This window comes from Bacillus chungangensis, from assembly GCF_030812995.1.
In the GTDB taxonomy this organism is placed as follows: Bacteria; Bacillota; Bacilli; order Bacillales; family Bacillaceae_C; genus Bacillus_CF; species Bacillus_CF chungangensis.
Genome location: NZ_JAUSTT010000023.1, coordinates 1 through 24,727, shown reverse-complemented (window position 1 = coordinate 24,727; position 24,727 = coordinate 1). Strand labels below are relative to the sequence as shown.

The 24,727-nt window shown below is 36.6% G+C and carries 22 protein-coding genes and 3 pseudogenes; 6 read left to right on the top strand and 19 right to left on the bottom strand.

Annotated elements, in window-relative coordinates:
• The first annotated feature begins 285 nt into the window (after positions 1-285).
• Entirely contained in the window at positions 286-996 is a 711-nt protein-coding gene (locus J2S08_RS16785; protein WP_307231549.1) for an RsfA family transcriptional regulator, read from the top strand.
• Positions 997-1,130: 134 nt separating this feature from the next.
• Here J2S08_RS16785 and tnpB read toward each other — a convergent pair.
• From tnpB to pta, 4 genes and pseudogenes are all read right to left on the bottom strand, one after another.
• A pseudogene (gene tnpB / locus J2S08_RS16780) lies at positions 1,131-2,254 on the bottom strand (IS200/IS605 family element RNA-guided endonuclease TnpB).
• A gap of 10 nt (positions 2,255-2,264) precedes the next feature.
• A pseudogene (gene tnpA / locus J2S08_RS16775) lies at positions 2,265-2,662 on the bottom strand (IS200/IS605 family transposase).
• Positions 2,663-2,884: 222 nt separating this feature from the next.
• A complete protein-coding gene (locus J2S08_RS16770; RefSeq protein WP_307231547.1) occupies positions 2,885-3,727 on the bottom strand; it encodes a lipoate--protein ligase family protein in 843 nt (280 codons plus the stop codon).
• Between the two features lie 151 nt (positions 3,728-3,878).
• A complete protein-coding gene (gene pta / locus J2S08_RS16765; RefSeq protein ID WP_307231545.1) occupies positions 3,879-4,853 on the bottom strand; it encodes a phosphate acetyltransferase in 975 nt (324 codons plus the stop codon).
• A gap of 258 nt (positions 4,854-5,111) precedes the next feature.
• Between pta and hemQ the strand changes: the two genes are divergently transcribed.
• The 3 genes from hemQ to gerQ all read left to right on the top strand — a co-directional run bounded on the left by hemQ (position 5,112) and on the right by gerQ (position 7,804).
• Positions 5,112-5,855, top strand: a complete 744-nt coding sequence (gene hemQ, locus J2S08_RS16760; protein ID WP_307231543.1) for a hydrogen peroxide-dependent heme synthase — start codon at positions 5,112-5,114, stop codon at positions 5,853-5,855.
• Between the two features lie 1,043 nt (positions 5,856-6,898).
• The gene (locus tag J2S08_RS16755; RefSeq protein ID WP_307231541.1) at positions 6,899-7,321 is read left to right on the top strand and encodes a cell wall hydrolase; all 423 of its coding nucleotides are present in this window, start codon (positions 6,899-6,901) and stop codon (positions 7,319-7,321) included.
• Between the two features lie 42 nt (positions 7,322-7,363).
• A complete protein-coding gene (gene gerQ, locus J2S08_RS16750) occupies positions 7,364-7,804 on the top strand; it encodes a spore coat protein GerQ (RefSeq protein ID WP_307231539.1) in 441 nt (146 codons plus the stop codon).
• Between the two features lie 295 nt (positions 7,805-8,099).
• On the opposite strand, the gene J2S08_RS16745 is transcribed toward gerQ, so the two are convergent.
• On the bottom strand, positions 8,100-8,468 hold the full coding sequence (locus J2S08_RS16745) for a DUF423 domain-containing protein (protein ID WP_307231537.1): 369 nt from the start codon (positions 8,466-8,468) through the stop codon (positions 8,100-8,102).
• A gap of 92 nt (positions 8,469-8,560) precedes the next feature.
• Positions 8,561-8,833, bottom strand: coding sequence for a YwdI family protein (locus J2S08_RS16740; RefSeq protein WP_307231535.1), 273 nt, complete (start codon positions 8,831-8,833; stop codon positions 8,561-8,563).
• Between the two features lie 189 nt (positions 8,834-9,022).
• On the opposite strand from J2S08_RS16740, the gene speE reads away from it, so the two are divergent.
• Positions 9,023-9,877, top strand: coding sequence for a polyamine aminopropyltransferase (gene speE, locus J2S08_RS16735; protein WP_307231534.1), 855 nt, complete (start codon positions 9,023-9,025; stop codon positions 9,875-9,877).
• Positions 9,878-9,921: 44 nt separating this feature from the next.
• On the opposite strand, the gene J2S08_RS16730 is transcribed toward speE, so the two are convergent.
• From J2S08_RS16730 to J2S08_RS16675, 12 genes are all read right to left on the bottom strand, one after another.
• Positions 9,922-10,602, bottom strand: coding sequence for a uracil-DNA glycosylase (locus tag J2S08_RS16730; protein ID WP_307231532.1), 681 nt, complete (start codon positions 10,600-10,602; stop codon positions 9,922-9,924).
• A gap of 276 nt (positions 10,603-10,878) precedes the next feature.
• A complete protein-coding gene (locus tag J2S08_RS16725; RefSeq protein ID WP_307231656.1) occupies positions 10,879-11,898 on the bottom strand; it encodes a ThiF family adenylyltransferase in 1,020 nt (339 codons plus the stop codon).
• Positions 11,899-11,954: 56 nt separating this feature from the next.
• On the bottom strand, positions 11,955-12,188 hold the full coding sequence (moaD, locus tag J2S08_RS16720) for a molybdopterin converting factor subunit 1 (RefSeq protein ID WP_307231530.1): 234 nt from the start codon (positions 12,186-12,188) through the stop codon (positions 11,955-11,957).
• Positions 12,185-12,649 carry a molybdenum cofactor biosynthesis protein MoaE gene (locus tag J2S08_RS16715; protein ID WP_307231528.1) on the bottom strand — a complete coding sequence of 155 codons (465 nt, stop codon included), beginning with the start codon at positions 12,647-12,649 and terminating at the stop codon, positions 12,185-12,187. Before J2S08_RS16715 ends, moaD begins: the two co-directional genes overlap by 4 nt.
• Positions 12,650-13,010: 361 nt before the next feature.
• A complete protein-coding gene (gene mobA, locus J2S08_RS16710; RefSeq protein WP_307231526.1) occupies positions 13,011-13,643 on the bottom strand; it encodes a molybdenum cofactor guanylyltransferase in 633 nt (210 codons plus the stop codon).
• 226 nt (positions 13,644-13,869) lie between these two features.
• Positions 13,870-15,126, bottom strand: coding sequence for an MFS transporter (locus tag J2S08_RS16705; RefSeq protein WP_307231524.1), 1,257 nt, complete (start codon positions 15,124-15,126; stop codon positions 13,870-13,872).
• A 20-nt stretch (positions 15,127-15,146) separates the two neighbouring features.
• Positions 15,147-15,917: a formylglycine-generating enzyme family protein gene (locus J2S08_RS16700; RefSeq protein WP_307231522.1), complete on the bottom strand. Its 771-nt coding sequence runs from the start codon at positions 15,915-15,917 to the stop codon at positions 15,147-15,149.
• 12 nt (positions 15,918-15,929) lie between these two features.
• Positions 15,930-17,768 carry a hypothetical protein gene (locus J2S08_RS16695; RefSeq protein ID WP_307231519.1) on the bottom strand — a complete coding sequence of 613 codons (1,839 nt, stop codon included), beginning with the start codon at positions 17,766-17,768 and terminating at the stop codon, positions 15,930-15,932.
• A 237-nt stretch (positions 17,769-18,005) separates the two neighbouring features.
• The gene (ribD, locus tag J2S08_RS16690; RefSeq protein WP_307231518.1) at positions 18,006-19,184 is read right to left on the bottom strand and encodes a bifunctional diaminohydroxyphosphoribosylaminopyrimidine deaminase/5-amino-6-(5-phosphoribosylamino)uracil reductase RibD; all 1,179 of its coding nucleotides are present in this window, start codon (positions 19,182-19,184) and stop codon (positions 18,006-18,008) included.
• Between the two features lie 2 nt (positions 19,185-19,186).
• Positions 19,187-21,022 (bottom strand): WD40 repeat domain-containing protein, encoded by a 1,836-nt coding sequence (locus J2S08_RS16685; RefSeq protein ID WP_307231516.1) that lies wholly within the window; start codon positions 21,020-21,022, stop codon positions 19,187-19,189.
• Between the two features lie 11 nt (positions 21,023-21,033).
• Positions 21,034-21,777, bottom strand: coding sequence for a GTP cyclohydrolase II (locus J2S08_RS16680; RefSeq protein WP_307231513.1), 744 nt, complete (start codon positions 21,775-21,777; stop codon positions 21,034-21,036).
• Between the two features lie 467 nt (positions 21,778-22,244).
• Positions 22,245-23,474 carry a helix-turn-helix domain-containing protein gene (locus J2S08_RS16675; protein WP_307231512.1) on the bottom strand — a complete coding sequence of 410 codons (1,230 nt, stop codon included), beginning with the start codon at positions 23,472-23,474 and terminating at the stop codon, positions 22,245-22,247.
• Positions 23,475-23,881: 407 nt separating this feature from the next.
• On the opposite strand from J2S08_RS16675, the gene J2S08_RS16670 reads away from it, so the two are divergent.
• Complete coding sequence (locus tag J2S08_RS16670) at positions 23,882-24,412, top strand: hypothetical protein (RefSeq protein ID WP_307231510.1); 531 nt, start codon at positions 23,882-23,884, stop codon at positions 24,410-24,412.
• A gap of 128 nt (positions 24,413-24,540) precedes the next feature.
• On the opposite strand, the pseudogene J2S08_RS16665 reads toward J2S08_RS16670, so the two are convergent.
• Positions 24,541-24,689, bottom strand: a pseudogene (locus J2S08_RS16665) (zinc ribbon domain-containing protein); the annotation flags it as partial.
• Between the last annotated feature and the right edge of the window lie 38 nt (positions 24,690-24,727).

Genomic DNA, 24,727 nt, shown 5'->3' with positions numbered 1-24,727 from the left:
TTTTGAAGCTGGGCTGGTTTAGCAGAGCCGACATGCTTACTAAAGACAGAATCGCTTTCTTTTTACAAGTATTGAGCTTGCTGTATTGCTTTCATACTTCACAAAGCGCTTCATTCTCAAATAAAGCTTTTTCTCACAAAAACTTACAGTGCAATTGGATCATTTTCGTTTTTAAAACAAGCCGAAAAGAACCTGATGAATCGTAAGCTTAGTAGTGGATAGAGGATCATGAACAATCAAATTTCTATAAAAACCATTAAAAAAATAGTAGGGAGTTGGAATAACATGAAAACACGCCAAGACGCTTGGACGGAAGAAAATGATTTGCTGCTGGCAGAAACAGTGCTGCGGCATGTTCGTGAAGGCAGTACACAATTAAATGCTTTTGAAGAAGTTGGAGATAGGCTAAATCGAACGTCTGCTGCTTGTGGCTTTCGCTGGAATGCTGTCGTAAGGCATCAATATGAAAAAGCATTGCAATTAGCAAAAAAACAACGAAAACAACGGCAACGATTACTAGGGAAAGAGCAAAGCGGCAAGAAAAAATTACTGTATCAGCCGCCTGCCGTTACTATTGAAGAAATCGAATCGTTTCCTGTTGTTACGGACGCGAACCTAGACGAACAGCAGCATGATCTGCAAGAAATACCAGTAAAGTCTACAGAAAGCACTACGTACAATGAAAAAGAACTAAGCTTAAGCCATGTGATTGTATACTTGCAACAACTGAACTCAAGAGAATTCCAACATATTGGGATGAAAAGGGAGAATGAGAGATTGAAGCTGGAACAAGCTGAATTAAGGAAAGAAAATGAAAGTTTACGCAAAAAGGTTGAGGAGTTAGAAAAAAATAGTCTTACGATGAAGGAAGACTATGAGACGTTAATGCAAATTATGAATAGAGCACGTAAACTAGTGCTTTTTGATGAAGAAGAACGTCCAGCAACTTCTTTTAAAATGGACAGAAATGGAAACCTTGAAAAATTAGCCGAATAAGAAATCTCATAGATAGTGGGAATCCTGTGATGATCCCGCTATCTATGTTTTTTTGAACTACTCACCACTTAACCCTTACGGGTTGTTTGAAGTGGGAGATTCCTAAGTACGGGATTCTATCGAACCCTAATTGATTAGGCTATCCCCGTAGTTCCTACGGTTAGAAGTCTTATGGCTTCGTTTTTAAGATTTTGTCCTGCGTTAATATCTCTATTATGATGTGTACCACAAGAAGGACAATACCACTCACGAAGGTTGAGATTCTTAACGTCTTTGTTTTTGTATCCACAACACGAACAAAGTTGGGAACTAGCAAATGTTTTAGATACCGCAATGACTTGTTTACCATACCATTTTGCTTTGTACTCAAGCATAGTTCTAAACTGTGACCAAGATACTTCACTGATTGCTTTTGCTAACTTGTGGTTCTTTAGCAATTGGATACTTGCAAATCTTCAATACCTATTACATCGTGGTTTTTGATGATTTCAGTAGAGATTTTTTGCAAATAATCTGTTCTTGCGTTCGTAATTCTTTCATGTATTCTCGCAACCTTGATACGTTGCTTGTTCCAATTTGAACCACCTTTTGTACGTCTGGAAAGAATATGCTGTGCCTCAGCCAACTTCTTTTCCAATGTACGAAACCATTTAGGGTTTTCATAAGGTGGCGTACCATCAGATAGAATAGCGAAATCTTTTAATCCTACGTCTACACCAACGGAAGAACCTGTTTTTTCTAACGGTTGTATTTCTGTTTCTGCAAGAATGGACACAAAGTATTTTCCACTTGGATTCCGTCTAATAGTCGCATTAAGAATACGACCTTCAACTTCACGACTTTTAGCAAAACGAACAAGACCAAGTTTAGGCAACTTCATTCTATTGCCTACAATGGCAATATTTCCGTTTGTATACTTGGTTGTGTAAGATTGAACCTTGTTCTTTTTAGACTTGAAGCGAGGTGCTTTATTTTGCTTCTTGAAGAATCGACTATATGAATTAGCAAGGTTTTTAAGTGATGACTGAATAGCAATGCTGTCAACTTCTTTTAACCATACTAATTCTTTCTTTAGTTGAGTTAATTGAGAAGAGCAAGCGTTATAAGTTAGTCCCCTACCTGTTTCTTTGTATATATCGTTCCATTGTGCTAGAAAATGATTGAACACAAAACGTGAACAGCCAATTGTTTTAGCAATTAGTGTTTTTTGTTCTTTATTAGGGTAGATACGAAACTTATATGCTTTATTGACCAACATTGCTTTCACCTCACTTCATGCCTTGATTTTCAATATATTTTTGACTACGTTGATAGGAGAACCACCAGTAGTTAGTAAGCAGAAACTTCTTGACCAAAACATTTCTTTCCAAAGTTTTTTGCGAACTGTAGGAAAGTCACGTTTTATCAATCGAGAACTAGCACTTTTGTATGCGTTGATGAACTTTGATAATGCTGTATTAGGATGTGCTTTGAATAGGATATGGACATGGTCTTTATCATAATTCCATTCGACTAGTGAGATATTGTATTTCTCACCTAATTTTACAAACATATCCTTAGCATAGTCAGATACTTCATCATCAAAGACTTCTCTACGATATTTCACAACTAACACAAGTTGATAATACATCAAGAATACTGAATGATTATTGCTATCTAATTTCATTGTATAATCAGCCCTTATTTTATCTAAGACTGATTATATCATTAAAGAATGAAGTGGGAAACAAAAACCTTTAGGCTTACGCCTAACCGACATTCATCTCCCACCTATCGTTGAGCTTCACCCTTTACACGATTGAGGAGGTAGTCTTCTGTCGGAAAACGATAAAAAGCGCATCCAACATTCCATTCTTTAAGGTGTTAGAAAAAAACCTGTCTATCATGTTTAATCAGCCTGTTGTCCCTTCTCATTGCGATCCTTCATTCGTTGATAATACATAGGATACCAGTTTGTTTCTTGTTCTTGAAGCTGACCAATATAGAAATTTTCACTGTATTTGTTTAAAAAATCAATAAAACGTTTTTTTGCTGCTTCCATTGTTAGGTCTATATTCAATAGCTCTGATAAAGAGGCCATTACATCTGGGCGAACATCTGGAAATGTGAATTTTGTTGAGGCATCCTTTTTGGCTTTTTCATAAAACTGTTGGATTACTTTTGCCCGTTTTTGTCCATTTCCTTGCACACATAAGTATATTTGAACCGCTACGCCTTTTCGAATTCGCCGCTGAGAAATACCAGCAAATTTTTTTCCGTTGATGCTTAAATCATAACTGCCCGGACAGTATGAACCTACTATTTCATTTGCTTCAATTACCGCTGGAAAATCAACAAACATCTGCCGAATCAACGCCCACATCGCATCATACCCACGGTTAATATCAATCCCCTTTTCCGTATCAGGAAAGATAAGGGAAATATTAAGAACGCCATCATCTAACAGAACAGCTAAGCCCCCTGAATTGCGAATAACCGTTCGATATCCTTGTTCTTTTAAGAAATCCAATCCATCCTTTAACTGCGGAAGTTTTGTATCTTGAATTCCTAAAACGACAGTCTTATGATGAACCCATAATCTAGCAGTAGCAGGGACAATTCCAGCTCCAACAGCTGTACAGAGTGTATCGTCCATTGCAAAAGATTCCATTGCAGAAAAGAGCGGCCCTTTATTCGATTGATCGATCAAACGCCACTCTTTTCGTTTTAATAAAGTCAATGCTTGTTCCATGTCGTTTCTCCTTATGTCTATTGCCGCCTTTGTCATCCTATTATTAACACACATTGGAAAATATGTGAAGTCTCCATCCGTGATATCGCTATCAAAAAGAGATTGATCTCGTGAATAGCTTGACCACAAATGGAGACTTCAATGATAGTGATTAGATGAGTGATTGTGCAGCAGTAATTAACGCTAGCTTGTACACGTCTTCTTCGCTGCAACCGCGGGAAAGGTCATTCACTGGCTTATTCAAGCCTTGAAGAATTGGCCCGACAGCTTCAAAATTTCCAAGTCTTTGTGCTATTTTATAACCAATGTTGCCCGCTTCCAAGCTTGGAAATACAAAAACATTCGCATCACCTTGCAATACAGAATCAGGAGCTTTTTTCTTTGCGACATCAGGAACGAATGCAGCATCGAATTGAAATTCACCATCCAGTACAAGATCAGGCGCTTGTTCTTTAGCTAGTTTTACTGCTTCAGCCACTTTCTCCGTTTCCGGTGATACAGCAGAACCTTTTGTAGAAAAGCTTAGCATTGCTACACGCGGATCTACTCCAAACATTTTTGCTGTTTTTGCACTTTCAATTGCAATTTCTGCAAGATCTTGACTTTCAGGTGCAATATTGATCGCACAATCAGCAAACACATATTTTTCATCGTCTCTCACCATAATAAAAGCTCCAGACGTTTTTGATATTCCAGGTTTTGTTTTAATAATTTGCAAAGCTGGGCGCACTGTGTCAGCAGTTGAGTGAGCAGCACCGCTAACAAGTCCTGCTGCGTCTTCAAGATAGACAAGCATTGTACCAAAATAATTCGTATCTAAAAGGATTTGACGTGCTTGTTCTTCCGTAGCTTTGCCTTTTCTTCTTTCAACAAACGCATTTACCATCTTATCAAATCTGCTATCCTTTGCTGGATCAATGACATCCATATCAGCTAGAGAAACATTGAGTTCTTTTGCACTTTTAGCAATTTCATCTTGATTGCCTAGTAAAATGGGAGTGATTAGTTCTTCACTTCTTAGCCGATCTGCTGCGAGAAGAATACGTTTGTCCTCTCCTTCGGGGAAAACAATTTTGATTTGCTTGCCCTTGATGTTTTGTTTTAAATTGTGAAATAAATCACTCATTGTCAAAAAAGCCTCCTTGATTTTGTTTTCCAAAGGTTTAGAAGCAACTCACTTTTTATACAAAACTTGTGAAAAGATGAACAACTCCTTATTAAAGGATAAATGTTTTTGCGGGGATTATCCAGTCAAACACGTCAAAAATGATGATATTTTATGATAAGGCTGTCACATTTTTAACATTTGAGCGCGAAAGAGAACCTATATGAGAAAACTATGATATAGTAATGTTGCAATGATATTAGATCAGGAGTGATATCGATGAATGAAGCTGCACAAACTTTAGATGGATGGTATTCCTTACATGATTTGCGTGCAATGGATTGGGCTGCTTGGAAAACGCTTTCCAGCGACGAACGCCAAGCTGCAATCCATGAATTTCTGCATTTTCTTGAGAAACTTGGAAAATCAGAAGGCAGTCATGCTCTTTATACAATTATTGGTCAAAAAGCAGATTTTATTCTTATGCTATTACGTCCAACAATGGATGAATTAAACGAGCTTGAAACAGAATTTAACAAACTGAAACTAGCCGAATATACAATCCCTGCATATTCCTACGTTTCAGTTGTAGAATTGAGCAACTACTTAGCAGGAGAATCGAATGAAGATCCTTATCAAAATCCTTATGTCCGCTCACGCTTATATCCAGAGCTCCCATCTAACCAATATATTTGTTTTTATCCAATGGACAAGCGCCGTGAAGGAAACGATAATTGGTACATGCTTTCAATGGACGAGCGCCGTGAGTTAATGCGCAGCCATGGAATGATCGGCAGGAGCTATGCTGGTAAAGTGAAACAAATTATCACTGGTTCTGTAGGCTTTGATGACTATGAGTGGGGAGTTACTCTTTTCTCTAACGACGTACTTCAATTTAAGAAACTCGTCTATGAAATGCGCTTTGATGAAGTAAGTGCTCGTTATGGCGAATTTGGTTCTTTCTTTGTCGGCACGATCCTCCCTCCTGAAAAAGTCGCCAATTTTTTGCATGTTAATGGCTAAAAAAATAAAGTGAAACTTCCATCAGTGGGGGTTTTCTTTCATCCCCCACTGATGGTTAGTTGAACCAATCGGACATTTGACTTTCAGTTATCCCCCACCTAGACTTCTTCGATCCCTCTTACTCTTGAGGTGGGGGTCTTACTGCCAGTTAGATGTGGGATAAAAAAGTGTCTTCGTTTGGAGAACTACCTCCCCCATTTTTTAAAATGGGGGTTCTTTTATATGCAAGAAAGCTAGCGATTCATTTCGCTAGCTTTCTTAGAAGAGGGGGGTAATTTTATATATATATTCAAGAAAAAGAGTATGCAATTTGGAAATCTTCATTCTACACTCATCGTGATTTTGAAATACCGATTAAATAATAATGATAATCATTTTCAACTATATAATAACGATTCCCCGAACACTTGTCAACCATAAAACTAAAAAGAATGTGCGATCATTACCTCGCTACTTATAAAGTGAAACTTCCATGAGTGGGGGTTTTCTTTCATCCCCCACTCATAAGAAGTAGAACAAAGGCTAAGATCGCAACGTCCTCGAAAAAGAAAACCGCTTTTTCTTCGTGCGATGTGTCTCTGCCGAAGCTCTCCTTGTCCTGTTGCAACGCCTTTGTGACCGACATCCTCGAAAAAGGAGAGCACTTTTTCTTCGTGCGATGCTAATTCAAGAAGCTTTCCTTATCCTGTCGGCCCGAACCAATCGGACAATTGACTTTCAGTTATCCCCCACCTAGCGCTTCTGATTCCTCTTACTCTTGAGGTGGAGGTCTTACTGCCAGTTAGATGTGGGATAAATCTATTTTCTTTCATACATATCTTTCATGATGTATTCATACAAATAACATGATAAGTGATAAAATACACTTCTAAATTTGTCACCTTTTAATGAACAGAATGGAGTTATTTTTCTTATATGTTAACGAAGCATGCAGCAAGTTTATTTTTAAGGGGTAAGCTTCCTGCTTCAAAAGCTTAGAATTTCTATGATGAGGCAGAATCCACTTTCTAATTTCTCAAGATTTACTTAAGTGAGGTGAAGAGATGGCTGTTATTGCGCATACGGACGCAGAATTAAGACTGTTAGCTCGGCTTATGCGAGCAGAAGCCGAGGGAGAAGGAAATCTCGGTATGCTGATGGTAGGGAATGTTGGTGTCAATCGGGTTCGTGGAGAATGTTTAGACTTTAAAAATATTACTTCATTACAAAAAATGGTGTTTCAACGTCCAGGGGGATTCGAAGCTACCCAGAAGGGGTATTTTTATCAACGTGCTCGCGATAGGGATATCGAATTAGCTAGAAAAGTAGTAAGAGGGAATCGCTATCACCCAGCTTCTTTTGCTCTATGGTTCTTTCGGCCTGCAGGGGCCTGCCCAGCACAATGGTATAACCAGCCAAATGCTGGCCGTTTCAAAGCTCACTGCTTTTTCCAGCCTACGCAAGCAGATTGCCCTAGCGTCTTCTAGCACCTAGCTTTCTTTTGAACTTATTAAAGGAGGTAACGTCTGATGTCACAATCAAATGCAAATCAATTTATTGGTTATCAAATGATGGGAGGACAGCCTTATATGTACTACCCACAAGCTTATGGCCAGCAGCAAGCTCCGCCCGCTTTAACTGCACCAGCAGCAGCACCTACACCTAGCCCAGCCATTCCAGGTATGTTGCCTTTAGAGGAATCTTATATTGAAAATATTTTACGATTAAATAAAGGCAAACTAGTCTCCATTTATGCCACTTTTGAACATAATCCTGAATGGAATGCAAAGATTTTTGAAGGGATCATAGAAGCTGCTGGGCGCGATCATGTTGTCTTAAGTGATCCGCAAACCGGAGAACGATACGTGATTCCGATGATCTATGTAGATTATATTAAGTTCAAAGAACCGATTGAGTATGAATATCCATTAGGCGCGAGGCCGCCACTAGCCGGCTATACTCCTAGATAAAGTAAACTTCTATCAGTGGGGGTTTTCTCTCCTCTTTCACTGATAAGGAGTAGAAAAAAAGACTAAGATCGCGAGCGTCCTCAAAAAAGGAAACCGCTTTTATTGATTCAAGAAGCTTTCCTTTTCCTGACAGCTCGACCAATCGCATTTAATGGCAGCTATCCCCCACCTCTTACTCCCAGAGGTGGGGGTCTTGACTTGCCAGTTAGATGTGGGATAAAATGCTGGATTAGGCTGATAGCTTTCTATGATTCACGATAAATTGCAATAAATAGCAGCATCTATAGAAGCTAGATTATAGTTTCCAAACAGCTATGATCAGCAAAATCCAAGCAGCCAAAAATGAGACGCCGCCAAAAGGTGTAATTGCACCAAGAACTCCGATTCTTGTGACGCTTAATACATACAAACTCCCCGAAAAAAGAACAATGCCAAAAAACATAAGCCATCCAGACCAAGCAAGGTACGAGCTAGCTTGAATATTACCTGCCAATATGCCTATTGCGATGAGACCTAATGCATGAAACATTTGATAAGTAACACCTGTTTCCCATGTAGCCAAATATTTTGGCCCTAGTGTTTCTTTTAGACCGTGTGCTCCAAAGGCACCAAGTGCCACGGCCAAAAAAGCATGAATTGCTCCTAATATAATAAATAATTTCATTTTGCAACACTGCTACTGAAGCGACGATGCTAGCTGTCTCCTTCAACGTAGCAGATACACCCCCTTTTTTGAACATGAAAAAAATAGGACAATCAAAAGTCTAAAATAGAATCCCCGTTTGCATCATCATCTGTTATTAATTTTTTCCCTTGATCAATCGCTAATAGCGATTGTTGGTTAGAGGGCATTGGGAGCGTACTCTCCCCTTCTTGCCGATAATGCGAATGATTCCTATCTAATAGCAGCTCACATAGTACTTTCAGTGAGTAAACGTGTTCCCTCACTTCACTTAGTTGCTCCGCTTGCCGCGCTTTACTACATTCATAAGTCATTTTTTCCAGCAGCGACTGATAAGAAACCTCCATTATTGATCACTCCAGTCTTTTTACCATTCTTCACTTTATTCCCCATTTATATGATTTTTTTTGTTACAATGTAAGGCATATGTGCTTTATTTTATCATAGACTTCTGCTTTTTCTGAATAAATAACGCAGAAGTCCCTAAAAAGTTGGAATTTATCCACTTTTACATCATGGGAAAGTAAGGTGATTAGATGAAACAATACCCTGAATGGATTCAAGAGGTCAACGGCGAGTTATGGTTAACAGAAAATGATCGAGGAAATATGCAAGTAAGCTATCGACTTAAAAAAATTATTTTCTCTAAGGAATCTTCCATTCAACATATTATGATTGTTGATTCATATGATTTTGGCCGTATGCTTGTTTTAGATGGTGTCGTACAGTCAACAGATCGAGAAGGTCATATATATAATGAAATGATTACTCATGTCCCATTGTCACTCCATCAACATGCAAAAAAAGTGCTTATTATAGGCGGTGGAGATTGTGGTGCTGCTCGTGAAGCAGTCAAATATAAGCACGTCACTGCTGTCGACATGGTCGAAATTGATGAGATGGTTGTTCAAGCATGCAAAGAGCATTTGCCATCCGTTTCAGGAAATTTGGCAGACGAGCGCGTTCAATTTCATTATCGAGACGGTGTCCAATTTATTGCAGAAAAGAGAAATGAGTACGATGTTATTATCATCGATTCTTCTGATCCAGTAGGCCCTGCAATCCAACTGTTTGAGTACGGTTTTTATGAGCAGATCAAATATGCTTTAAAGGATGACGGAATCATGGTATGCCAAAGTCAATCCCCATTATTCCAACAGGAGCTTGTTAAAGGAATCTATGAAAAAATAAAAGACTTGTTTACACACGCAGCTGTATATCAAGCAACTGTTCCGACATATCCAGGCGGGTTCTGGAGCTTTACAATCGGAACCAAAACGACTCCAATAACAACTGAACACATACAGATACAAGATGATTTACAAACAAACTATTTTAATCAAAATATCCTTCGGAGCTGTTTTATGCTGCCAGAGGCAATGAAACTATAACGTATTCTGTTCCCTCTCCAAGAAGAAGAGAGGGAACAAATATGTTAGCGATCAGAAATTTGCCAATTAATCGGCTCATATCCACTTGCTTGTAAATAAGCATTTGTTTTCGAAAATGGCCTGCTTCCAAAAAATCCGCGGCTCGCAGCTAATGGACTAGGGTGCGGCGAACGAACAATATAATGCTTACTCGTATCAATAAGCGCGATTTTGCTTTGTGCAGGCCTGCCCCAAAGAATAAAGACAATTGGTTCATTCCGTTCACTTAGCAACGTAATTATTTTATCAGTAAATTGCTCCCACCCTTTTCCTCGATGAGAGTGCGCCTGTCCATTTCTTACCGTTAACACCGTATTGAGCATCAGTACTCCTTGTTTCGCCCACTCAACCAAGTAACCATTATTCGGTATTTTACATCCTAGATCATCGTGCAATTCTTTATAAATATTTCTTAATGACGGTGGAATTGCTACTTCAGGTTTCACAGAAAAGCTTAGCCCGTGCGCTTGATTTGGGCCATGATAAGGATCTTGGCCAAGAATGACGACTTTTACTTCTTGATAAGGGGTGAGATGCAGTGCATTATAAATATCATACATATCTGGATAAACGATGTTTGATCGATACTCTCTTTTCAAAAATTCTCTTAAGGATAAATAATAATCTTGCTTGAGCTCATCTTCCAGCAGCGAAGCCCAATCGTTTGTTAATATTTTTGTAGCCACGTAGGTCCCTCCCTGTATGTTATGTTTAAAAAATATAGTAAGCAAGCAAAATCAAATCTCCCAGACAGAAAGCTGCGTGCAGTTATACATGTGATATATGATTATCTTCTATATTTTAAGATCGTCCTCCCATGTACTTTCTCTTGCATTCTACCAAATATTGCATTATATCGTAAGAGATTTGCTGTGAGCTTCTAAGTTATTTGAAACTTCCAATCGTATTTGAATGAAAAAAGGTGCTGTAAAAAACGTTTAGCGTCTTTTAACCGCACCGATTTATCCAATAAAAGAATGATAGATCTTTTTTGCTTGCAATGGATCATTTGTGCCATGAACAAGCGCCCGGCCATCGTGAAATAAAACCATTCGCATGTTATCTTTCCACACTGAAATCAAATAAGGATTGCCAGCAACCTTATAGCCAGCTGTTTTCCATTGGAGGACAAGTTCACGTAAAGAAATGCTATTTGTCTCAGATGGCCGAATTTGAACAGTATTTCGACCGCAAAGAATCGCTGTTTTTAATTGTGCATCTGGCGTCAAAAAAGGATACGTTCGCTCATGACCGCATGATAAGCATGCATCATTTTTTATTGCGCCTGCTTTCAACGCTAAATACTGATTTTGCCACAAATCAAACGTCACACAAGTTTCTCTTACGTCTTGCCAATTCTCAGTAAGAATTTTTAATGCTTCTGCAGTTTGATAAGCAGTGACCATTTGCACTGTTGGTGAAATGACGCCGACCGTATCACATGTTTGTCCTTTCATCGGCATGTTCTTTACTAAACATTGCAGACAAGGAGTTTTCTCAGGAATGATCGTAAAGCTCATTCCAAAGCTGCCAACACATGACCCTAAAATCCACGGAACTTGAAATTTTTGTGAGATATCATTGATTAAAAATCTTGTTTCAAAATTGTCCGTCCCATCTAAAATTAAATCGACTTGCGGAGCAAGCTGTTCAAGTAAGGTAACATCTGCTTCGCCAACAATACTATTGATTTCGACCGCACTGTTGATTTCATGCAATCTTTTTTCAGCTGCTGCTGCTTTCGGCCATTGTCCCTCGACATCAGCCTCCGAAAAAAGATGCTGCCTTTGCAAGTTGCTAGCTTCTACGTAATCACGATCAACAAGTGTTAATGTACCGACTCCAGCACGTGTTAACATTTCCGCTGTGCTCGTACCAAGTGCACCTACTCCAACAATCAGAACATGTTTTGTTTGAAGTTTGTTTTGGCCGGATGAACCGATCGGCGTAAATAAAGTTTGTCGTGAATAGCGATCCATCATCATCTTTCACCTTCTTTTTCTCGTCTAGCTTTGCACTTATCTAAAAGATTAATAGATCAACCACCACTGACAGGTGGAATGAAAGCTACAATATCACCATCTTGAATCTGTTGATCATCATTTACAAACGCTTCATTAATCGCAACCATGACATTCGCAATATCAGGCATTTTCTCATTCTCCTGTATGATTGCTTTTAGTTCAGCGACTGATTTTCCTGCAGCGTCAATCTCCAAACATTCTTGGCCAATCTGTTCTCTCAGATGTGCGAACAACTTTACCTTGATCAAGCCTCTCCCTCCCCCTTTGGTTTTCCATCCTTATATTCTTCGGTTCCTAATTGATTGCCAATCCATGCTTCGCCATCTTCCCAATGTTCTTTCTTCCAAATTGGGACTAATTTCTTGATTTGTTCAATTGCATAACGATTTGCTTCATAGGCAGCGGGGCGATGAGGAGTAGAAACAGCAATCACTACGGCAAGATCGCTTATTTCTAGCCTCCCAATACGATGGGAAATGGCAACCTTTGCACCTGGCCAGCGTTTCTCGATTTCATCGCCAATTTGAGCAAGCTGTTTTACCGCCATCGGTATATACGCTTCATACTCTAAATATAGTGTTTTCCTGCCGTTCGTCAATTCTCTCACTGTACCGATAAAGGTTGTAATGGCCCCTGCTTCGCGCTGCATCACTTTTTCAATAACTGATTCGATGCGAAGCGGCTGATCTGTGATCTCATATCTCTCCATTGTGTCACCTCTTTTTACGAAAGAAACTTCCATTTTCATTGTATTATTTTTCTTTCATCTTCATCATTTAACTGTATCAGTTTTATATTGTGTCTACAACAAAAGAAGCGTTTTCAAAATCATAACTATTTATCCAACATCTAACCGGCAAGTTAAGACCCTCACCTCGGGGAGTAAGAGAAATCAGAAGCGCTAGGTGGGGGATAACTGAAAGTCAAATGTCCGATTGATTCGGGCCGACAGAATAAGGAAAGCTTCAGCATCGATATATCACACGAAGAAAAGCGGTTTCCTTTTCGAGGACGCCTGCGATCTTAGCCTTTGTTCTACTTCTTATCAGTGGGGGATGAGAAACTTTATTTTAAATGCCCTGTGTTTTATTGTTTGCCAATTGCTGCGCCCTTTCAAAGTCTGATCTTGTATTCATATTCCATAATACGTTATCCCAGTTTGCTTGAAAATGTGCAGGGGAATCCGAAGTCTCTACTATCCTCGTATGAATGCTATTGATTAACGTTTCCATTTTCCTTTCACCAGCGGTTAGATTATTACATATGTGCTGGGAAATACGAGTATGATAGGCGCCGAATAAAGGATGGATTCTCCCGTTATGGCGAGGAATAGCAGCATCCTTATCTCCCCATTCACATTCTTCAATCAACCATTGACTTAATACACCAGAAGCAAATGGCATGTCGCAAGCAACGACAAAGCAATAGTCCGTTTTTGCAGCTAATAATCCTGTATAAATGCCTGCAAGCGGCCCGTCGCCTTTAAAAGTCTCCTTATCAACTAGCTTTTTCACACCGTGAAGGGATGGATAGTTTTCCGGTTGATTGACAATCATAATGACTTCTTCTGATATCGGAGAAAATGTATTAACTAATCGATCAATGACCCTCACCCCACCAATCGTCAACAAAGCTTTGTTTTCTCCCATTCTACTTGATTTCCCACCTGCTAAAATGATCGTTGTAAATTTTGTTTTCGTCATGTTTCCCCTCCGTTTTGCCCTACTTTCTTTTAGTATATATGAGATTTCGGAAAATGTTTTTACATGAAGGAGAATTGGAGGAATGATGAAAAGGCCAATCAAGTTGAGCGAAAGGCTCTAGTGATTGGCTAAGTGATATCGATTTCTTTTTCATTAAACTTTGTTTATTACTTTATGATGGTGTACTCTTTTCCCCATTAAATCACTTTTGTTCATTAAACTTCTCCTATATTGATTTTATATGTTCATTTTTTGATGTTGGTAATCCATCCTGCTTTTTCGGTGTACTCATCTTCATTCTCGAAAGGAACATAATGAATAGTGCAACAACCATGATTACTGACATAAATACGAATGACATTCTTGCACCTGTTTTTCCAATGGATAAACTAAAAAATCCTACTAATAGTGACTGCGTTAACAAACTTAATGAAGTCATAAAACTATTTACCCTGCCAATAATATGATTTGGAATTAAGTCCATCATAATATTTTTCCTTAAAACCCTTGAACCAGCATTTCCTATTCCCGCAAAGGTTCTTAATATTAAAAATGGAGCTAAAAATGGAAAAACAAAGATTCCGATTAGTCCAATTAAATAAATTGTATAAGTAATAAATACAGAGACATAGTTTCCAAATTTTGTTGATAAAAAGGAAGCAACTACTCCCCCTAACATGGCACTAATAGCATAAATAACACTGGAATATCCCTGAACATCAGGTTTGCTTCCTAAATCTTTATAAACAAATACTGGATTTACATAATTTCCAACAAGCACCATAATCGATGGAACTAGCGTACATAATAAAAATAACATGAGTGCTACGTTTTTTTTCATGAATGATAGCGTCAACATGATATCTTTTATAAATTGTCTGTCTTGTTTCATTGCAGTAGATTCTTTTTTAAATGAATGTTTATAAGGGACAAACAACAAGATAAAAAAAGCAATCATAAAGGAACCGATATCTAATACAAAGATTATCCATATATCTATTTTTCCGATTAATAACGCCACCAATCCAGCACTAATAAATGTTGCAGATTGACTTTGAACTTCCATCGCACTATTCACTTTGTTATAATCTTTCTGTTCAAAAATTTCTTGTGTAAACGCCAGTAAAGCAGGGATTTGCACAGCAATATATAAAGAACTTACGATTGTCAATATAATTAGCATAGGAAATGATATCTCACCTGTCGTAAAATAAAACCCAAGTACAGACGCAAATGTTAAAGCCCCAATGGATTCACAAAGCAATAAGATATTTTTCCTAGAATATCGATCAATAAGCACCCCTAAATAAGGGGTTAAAAAAAAGACAAAAATCGTCACACCTAAAAATAAATAACCATAAAGCTGTTCGCCATTATCCATGTTTATGATCAACCATGGAACTGCGAAGCTAGTTATCCCTGAACCAACAGAGGAGATGATATTTGCAGAAAACAATAAAAAGAGCTTCTTGCGTACATTCATGATTAGGTTCAACTCCGATTCTAATAATTCAATACCAATCTAAATCCAGTAAACCTAAACACATCGTCAGGATGCCTCCCATGTCTTCTAGAAATCCTGCACAAATCTCCTCCTCTGGCGAATGATCCGCCCTTTAGGACAAAATAGTCCTCTCCCAAAGCCTCTATTAGGTCATCTTTTATAAATTCACCATTTGGATAAGGCTGGTATGTTGATAGAACCCACTCTTCCACATTCCCAGCCATATCGTATAAACCAAAGTAGGATCTTCCTGATTCATATTTTTTTACAGGAGTGGTAGTATTTATTTTAGATTCGATTGAATTACATTTTAAATGAGAAAAGCCTTCTCCCCAAGGATATTCTCTTTTTGTATTTCCTCTCGCTGCATATTCCCATTGTGCTTCTGTAGGAATACTCACTTTTTTTTGCAGTTTATTACTTAACCATTTGGTGAAGGCAATGGCTTCTTCCATTGACACTCCCCAAACTGGATGATTTGGTCCGCCCCCTAATTCTTTATTTTTCAAACTTTCTGGCTTTTTATCATTCACTTCATTGCAATATTGTTCGTATACATCATTTGTAACTAAGGTTTCACTAATCTGAAATTCTGGTACGAACACTTGATGCATCGGATATTCTTTCATTAACCAATCTTTAAAATGTGCCTTATATTCGTCTTTTAAAAGTCGATCTTTCCAATCATTGTATGCCCTTTCTATTTGATTCATTGTACTTCCAACAAATACGTATCCTTCAGGAATGTGAATGAAATTGAAATGATCCATACCTTTTTCTCCTTAAATATAAAATTCCCTTACTTTTATCGGAGAACCATCAATAATACGATACGCATTTATAAAACCGCCATTGCCTCCCACAAGCAATAATTGGTTTCCTTCTTCATCCACTTTTCCTGCTAAACCTTTAGGATAATCGTATAAAGGTTCAACTAAATCAACCATTTCAACAGAATCAACATGATAGGCACCGATCTGTTTTCCATAGCTGATAACAAATGCATTGTCTCCTAAAACAATCCCATTCTCTTTTGTATTCCATAACAATTCAATAAATGTCTTCAGCGGCTTTCCATCTTCCAGATCAACTTCTACAAAACCAAAAGATCCAACAATATAGTGCTTGTCATTTATCCCCAAAAATCTTTTCGGATAACCATCTAAATTGAAACTATTTATTATGTTAAACTGTTGGTCATAAACAGTAATATCTCCTTGTTTCGTACCAACAATTTTTTTATCATCCTTTGTATAGCCTGTAATATAAACGGGAGATTTAAAGCTTAATCTCTGTAATACCTCCCCTTTATCCATGTTTATTTCATATACCATGCCGTTGTCTAATCCAACCATTGCTTTATCAAAGCTATCATTTACATACACATTTTTCGGCAAATCTTCAAATCTTCGATACCAAATAATATGTCCTTCAGGATCCGCTTTAAACACTGTATTGCTTCTTGACAGCGCTAGATAGGAGCCATCGTTTAATGGACAAATTCTAAATAAAATGCCAAAGCTATGTGAATGATGTGCAATTTTTTTCATTTTAATACTATTATAAGCAGCAGCACTATATTCTATGACATCAACATCGTAACCAGAAGCACTGTAAACGATGGCATTATTTTTCGGATGATGTTCCAGCGCCCATACACACTTGTATTGAAAATCCGCCTGAGTGATAAGGTTTCCCTTTTCATCTGTTTTAATAAACTCTCCGCTTTGCATTAAAAGATAGATGTTTCCTTCTACATATACGGCCATGACAATTTGATGATTGAATGGACCAATAACATCTGTTAATTTTAGTTCTCTCTCTGTATTATCAAAAACATAGAGACATGCATCAAACCCGCCTGTATAAACCTTGCTGTAGTCCTCGTTAAACTCTAAAAATTCAACATCATCAGTAGTAAACGGATATTCATGTTTCTCTAAACTATCAAAATCTAATGTTACAATTCCGTTTTGAACATTTCGATCTTCATCAAGACCGTAATCTTGAGTTGCGATAAATCTATCATGTCTTTTATCATAGCGAATAATATGCACGTTGCCGCTATCTATGGAAATCTTTTTATCAAAATGTAGTCGTTCTAAATCTCCTAAATGAAGCATTCCACATGTCTCTGATATAGCCTGAATTTTTTCGTTTTCCGTATTAACACAATCTACAAAGGAATTTTCATTAAATTTCGGTAAAATGTTCATTACCTCAAATGTTTCTTGATCTAGTACAACAAACTGCCCATATCCATTATTTGTGAAAACCTTGCCATTATATGCACCGATGCCTCTTGATAAGCTTGGAGAAGGTTCTTCTTCCATTGATTGTAATAACTCGTTATCTCTAAGGGAATAAGGATCATGAAAATCAAGAGGCTTTAAAGTTAATAGATCCCATTTGCCAATTGTTCCTTTAATGTCTTTTGTAAAAACATAGTTATCATCATATGTAATCGCATTAATCATGTTTGTGTAATGTGTAGATGGAGAAGAGCAGATTAAATTTAAATCTCTATCAAACAGATGAATTTTTCCTTTTATGTCTGCCGATAGAAGCGCATCTAATTCTTTAATATACAGTAATTTTGTTAACCTATCTGATATTTTCACCTTTAAACATCCTCCTCTTTTTACCAAACATTTAGAAAAGCGTTCGCTGTCTGTAAATGCTCCCATTGCTGCATTCTCAATAATATAAGAGGTAGAGCAACACGCTCTACCAACTTCATTTCCGATTTTGAAAAATAATAATAGCTAATTTACTTTAGTCTATTATTATTTTTCTGCTACAACGATAGAACGGATTGGTTTTTTAAAATTATTACGTTTCATTTATATCCCTCCTTTCTATTTTTCATTGTTAGCTCCTACACTAACATCTTCATTTTCATTTATCTTTTCCAACTTTTCAATTGGGAAAATCCCATCTTTTCTGTCAATATATCCACTTATTTTTATTTCATCGACGGAAATTTTTTCACAAGAGGGATTTATCAACTGGACAGCATCTTCTATTTTAAGTCCTTCTCCATCAATTAAAGTAATCGCATTCTTTCCGCCAATGAGATTTAACTTTTTATAGATGATCACTTTATTGACCAAATTCTCTTTTAAGAAAGAAAAGTTCACATTTCCTCCTCCCTCTACAAGAACTGATATCACACCAAGGCTGTAAAGTATCTTCATTACTTTGTGCAAGTTCATTACTTTGCCCGTGCGGAATACTTTCGCACCTTTTTTCTTTAGTGCTTGTTCTTTGACAGGAGAAGCATGATCCGTTGTAAATATGATTGTTTTGCCTTCTTCATTCTGAAAGACTTTACTCTCGATAGGAATCTTTAAATTTGAATCAAGGATTACTTTAATCGGTTGAGTGTAAGTTGGAATTTCTCTCACAGTCAACAAAGGGTCATCATGGATAATAGTATTGATTCCTACTAAAATCGCATCATACTTCCTTCTTAATTCATGCACTTCTTTTTTTACGTGATCAGATGTAATACGACAAAAACCTTTCCTATAATCGGTAATTTTCCCATCTAATGTACTTGATGTTTTCAAACAGACAAAAGGTTTTTTCGTTTTCATACTAAAACAATAGCATTCATTGAGTTGTTTTGCTTGCTCCTCTAAAACCCCAACTGATACTGATATATAATGATTCATTAATGTTGATATTCCTTTTCCTGACACTAAAGGATTAGGATCCTCCATTGCAATGACGACTCGTGCAATTCCAGCCTGAATGATAGCATCCACACAAGGAGGGGTTTTGCCAGAATGGGAACAAGGCTCCAAAGTTACATATAAAGTCGCTCCTATTGCTTTTTTTCCAGCCATATGAAGAGCATGAATTTCTGCATGATTTTCACCAGCTTTTAAATGTGTTCCAATTCCAACTATTTCTCCATTCTTTACTATTACCGCACCTACCATTGGATTAGGGCTTGTTTGACCACCCGCTATTTTTGCCAAGCAAATAGCTTGTCTCATGTAAAAAATGTCTTCTGGATTCATTACTTCCATTGCTAGATTCCTCGTTGGATCATCGCTGTGCGTTTTTTTAATACATGCAGATTTTCACGATCCAGCTGATAAACACTTCCATCATAAGAAGCTGCAAAAATATCATTTTCTGTTCGTGCTAAACTACTAATGCCGTTTGTTGCAATTTTTTGAGTAGAAGCTGTTTTTTTCGCAATGTTTACTTTTATGATATTGCCCCAATAGTCGCCTACAATTACCGTATTTTGATCTAAAAATAATACGGACTTTAGAGACTTAGCGCCGAGTTCAATTGTATGAAGGAGCTCGCCAGTACGGAATTGGAAGATTTTTAATGAAAAGTCTCTGGAAACACTCGCAATCATTTCACCAGTTGGGTCAAAATCAATGTCATTAATAATGGCATTATGTCCAGCATAACTTATATATTTATTTCCACTGTAATCCCATGAAATCAATTCCCCACCTGCAGAACAGCTTATGCCAAAAGGTTCGTGAGGATGAAGAGAAATGGCTTTCACCGCTCCATCGTGCAGAACAAATTTATTCTTCTTGTTTCCTGTTTCATCTGTTTTGACAATTGCTCCACTATAGCATCCTATAAAAACGCTAACTGTTTCAAATTGAGATGCCTTTATCGTATTAATTGGGCCTTCGCCAATTAGAGTTTCTTTTTTAATGATGGTACAATCTGGATTTTGACAGCCATTTGAGCAAGGTTTTTTTAAAAGAAAGGTGTGCAGCTTTTGGTTATGTGCACCTGCATATATCTTATCTTTATGAAAATGAACTGCATTCATTAAATATCTTCCAGAGGATGGTTCAATTTTGTCTATAAAAATATTTTCATCTATACACCCAGTTCTGATATAACCATCATCACTTACTACCGCAAAATTTCGCTCAAAAACGCTAATATCATTAAAACATGCATTGCCATCATTATTTTCTTTTCCAATTTCATCTTCCATTTTTCCTGTTTCGGCTTCCCATATACAAACAGTGCCATCAAATGTTCCCGCAATGATTTGTTCTCCTGAAGGCGACCAAGTTAAAGACCGTTCCCACTTAGTATTGATGTTTTCCAACTCTAGCTTTAATGAGTAGTCTTTTGCATCCCAAATGAGTAATCTTTGATCATAAGCTGCGGACAAGATGTCTCCATTGATTGAAACACTTACTTTCTTAATACCAGAAAGATGTGCTTTTATTTCTTTCAATGGTTTTCCACTGCTTAAAGAAAAGATACGAATAATACCATCATCACAACCTAATACGACTCTATTATGATGAATGTCTACGGCACAAGTATCTGTCTCTACATCAAATGGCCCCCACATGTAAAGTAATTCGCCTGTATGGATATCCCAAACTCTAAGTGTTTTATCATCACCAGTTGTGTATATCTTCTCGTCATAATAATCAACAGAAAGAACATCTTTCTCATGACCATAAATCTTTTTACTAATCGTTCCAGATTCTAAATCCCAAAAGATGATTTGCTTATCTCGCGAAGTGCTTACTCCCATAAAATTATCTAGAAATGTAAAATCCTCCACATCATCAATATGGCCTTTTAACGTATAAATGCACTTTTTTGCAAACACATCCCAAATCTTAATACTGTAATCAGATGAGGCTGAAGCTATTAGCGTACCATCCTTATTAGATACAACCCTATTTACAAGATGATCATGATAACCTAATAATGAGAATTCCTTAGACGAGAGATTGAAACAGCCAACAGCACCATCATATCCAGATGAAATAATGGCATTAATCGTTGGTACCAATACAACACTCGTAATAGGGCCCCTATGTTTTTTTAACACTTCCTCCGACGTTATCGTTTTAATCACAAAGATCACTCCTATTTGATATGTCCATTTTTTAATCGTTTTGTTTTAAGATAATTTTCGTTATATTCGTTGCTGTTGCTCCATATTGGAATTGTATTTTTAATTTTAATGCCGCTATTCATTAAAGAATCAATTTTACTAGGGTTATTCGTCATGATGTCTACAGGTTTGTCTCTGAAATGTTTTAATAAGAGAATAGCCTCTTCGTAAGTTCTACTATCATCATTAAATCCTAACTGATGGTTGGCCTCGACTGTATCGAACCCTTTTTCCTGAAGTATATAGGCCAAATTTTTATAAAATAGGCCAATGCCCCTTCCTTCCTGATTTGCTAAATAAAATAGAGCACCGCATGAATAGTCAATCACTTTTTCAAGTGATCTGTTTAATTGATAACCACAGTCGCATTTTTGACTATGAAAGATGTCTCCTGTATGACATATACTATGAAACCGTATAACTGCTGATGGTGAATGAGCAAAGTCCCCGAAAATAAAAAGAGAGGAGTACTGTATAGATGAATCGAGAATCTTTACATTTCTCAAAAATTCTTCTTTCTTTAAATGTCTTAAATGGTAAGGTAATTTAAACCATGTATACCATTGAAACATATAGGTCTTTTCTTTTATTTCTATTGGCAAGCTCGCAGGTCCTGATACAATAAGTTTTATCCCCTCCTTTTCAACAATTTGAATTTTTTCTGCTAAATCTATTGTTCCTATTAAATGCATTTTCTTAAGAGTTTCTGTTTTCATCTGTATTAACTCCTAACTTTTAATCTCTTATAAATAAATTAATACAAATGTTCATCGTCTTGTATTGGGAAAATTCCGATTTTTCTTCATTTTTTTGGACAACAAGACTTTATTCATTGTTGCCTGATGCTTTCAAAGAAAAAAGAACACTGTTTGCAGAACAGTGCTCGATAAAGTGAAACTTCCATCAGAGAGGGTTTTCTCTTATCCCCCTCTGATAAGAATTAGAACAAAGGCTAGGATCGCAACGTCCTGTTGCAACGCCTTTGTGACCGACATCCTCGAAAAAGGAGAGCACTTTTTCTTCGTGCGATGCTAATTCAAGAAGCTTTCCTTATCCTGTCGGCCCGAACCAATCGGACATTTGACTTTCAGTTATCCCCACCTAGCGCTTCTGATTCCTCTTGCTCCCCGAGGTGGGGGGCTTGACTCGCCAGTTAGATGTAGGATAAAATATAAAACGTTGTTTATATAAAACGAAGTAATTTCTGTGTCAACATTTTGTATGTTTTATCTTCCATTTTACTATTTGGTAAATTAAGTAATATTTTATAACAAAAAATGATACTCTTTTTTGAATTTTGTTTTTCAAAATATGGTATTGCAAAACGAAGTAAATATTTCTCTAATTTATTATTTTCCTTATTTATTTTATATGATTCTATTTTTGCTTTAATGAATTGATCTTTATCTAAGAGCTGTTTGGAAAGTCGTAGAACTTCTTCAATGATTTTAGAGGCTTCATGTTGGTTTTTATGCGAAGATTGAATATGCATTAGTTCCATTAAATTGTTTAAACAATTCTTTTTATCGCCTATACTTTTATTGTATTTGAGGCTTTTTTTCAAATAAAACTTTGCTTTTTCTATTTTATTTAATTTTCTCATCACGATCCCAAGATTGTGAAATGCTGCTGCTTTTAAATGAGGAGCTCCTACTAAATCTGATTTATATAGCACTTCTTCAAAATATTTTTGTGCCTTCCCCAATGACTCTAACTGCATCAAAATAATTCCGAGCAATAGATTAGCGTGTAATATTCTTATATAGTTTTGCGATTGCTTATAAATTTCTAATGCTCTTATTGCAGATTCCATCGCATTGCCATAATATTCAGACTTCCCATTTGCTATCGCGTAGTAATAATAAAAATCAGCCTTATCTATGGTAGTAAAATGGAAACATTTAATCAATTGCTTCTTTGCCATTTGCAACTGATTGGATTTCAGCAGCATAATTCCTTCTAAAAAAATAAATTTTTCTGCTTCACTGTTGTTTAATGAACAAAAAGATTTTCTTAAAATCGCATAATATTTTCCTGCTTGTTGGGTATTTTCAGTATAGAGACAATATTTGAATAGTAACAAATAGTAATCAGATATTAATCCATAAGAAAGATAGTCTTCTTCCATTTTATTTAATTTATTGAAATATTTTTGAGCTTTACTAAAGTTACAATTGCATATTTCTTTGTTAAAGGATTCTAGTATATGAGAAAGGAATTGATATTTTTCTTGTACAGAACCAATTGTTAAGTCTAATTTTTTGAAAAGAAGGTCAAGCGTTTCTATGTTCACTTCTTTATATCCATTTTCAATTTTACTTAAATGGGTAACAGAACAAATTCCTTCTGAAACTTCTAACTGGGTGAATCCTTTTTTAACTCTACAAAACTTTAGTATCTCACCGTATTTCAAAACTAGTCACCACACTTTTCTACGATCTCTAAAGGAGGCCAAATAGGATCATTCCATTCTCGATTCTTTAAAACATTTGAATGTTTAACAATACATAAAAAAAGTAAACGTTCTTTCATCTTTAATCTCCTCTCTTTCTTTTTTGAAATGATTGAAAATAATCTTGGAACTTGTTTTTTTCTCAGAATTTTTTTAGCCCCTATTTAGATTATATACAAATTATAAATAATTACAATATTCCCAATCTTAAAATAGGTTAAAGGTAACATTCATTTTTAGCAACTGAAATTGATTTGTTTTTCGTTATTTCAGTAATTGACAAAACTTCTTACTAATCAACAAAATTAGAGAAAGGATAAACTTCGCATAGAGTGGAAGTATGTATTAATAGCAAGGAGGGATGGTACGTGGCACAAGTCTATTTTAGTTCAGAGGCTGCAAAAAAACTAGGTATTGGCGGGAGTACGATTCGGAGATATGCGCATACACTCGAAGAACAAGGCTATTACTTTGAGCGTGGGGAAAATAATGCAAGGGTTTTTTATGAGAAAGATTTGCTCGTCGTCAAAGAAATCATCTCAGCTATTTCAAAAGAACAGTTATCGCTTAATCATGCAGTGAAACAAGTTGTAGCGAAGCATCTTCAAAACAATTTAACTCCCTCTGTAATAGGAAAAAATCACTCAATAGAGGAATTCTATCATCGTATCGAACAGTTAGAATCGAAACAAGCACAACTTATTGATATTACCAATGATTTAGCTACGCAAATAGAAAAGCATCAAAGCTGGCTGCGAGAAAAAATTGAAGATCAAGACGAAGCTTTGCGAGATCAAGCACTGCTCGTTAGCTTGCGAACAATTCAAGAGGAAAAAATAAAGAAAAATAAAAGATTTTCCTTTTGGCACTTTTTCTTTAAAAAAAGCCGAGAAGCGTGAACTACTCACCACTTTTCGACCTTGCGGTCTAATTGAAGTGGGAGCTTCTTGGGAACTAGATACTTTTGTTAGCTATCTATATTTACCAAGCTATAAGGGTAGTCCCTACCCCTAAAGAAAAATACCAACTACATAGCGAGTTTCAGCAAATTTTTACTTGCATTTACGTCTCTATCGGATGGCTATTACATTTTGGACAAGTCCACTCACGAAGATTTAAGTTTTTTACTTCTTTATTTTGGTAGTCACATTCAGAACATAATTGACTACTTGCATAGTATGGTTACAGACTTAATCAAGCCAAAAAATTGTCTG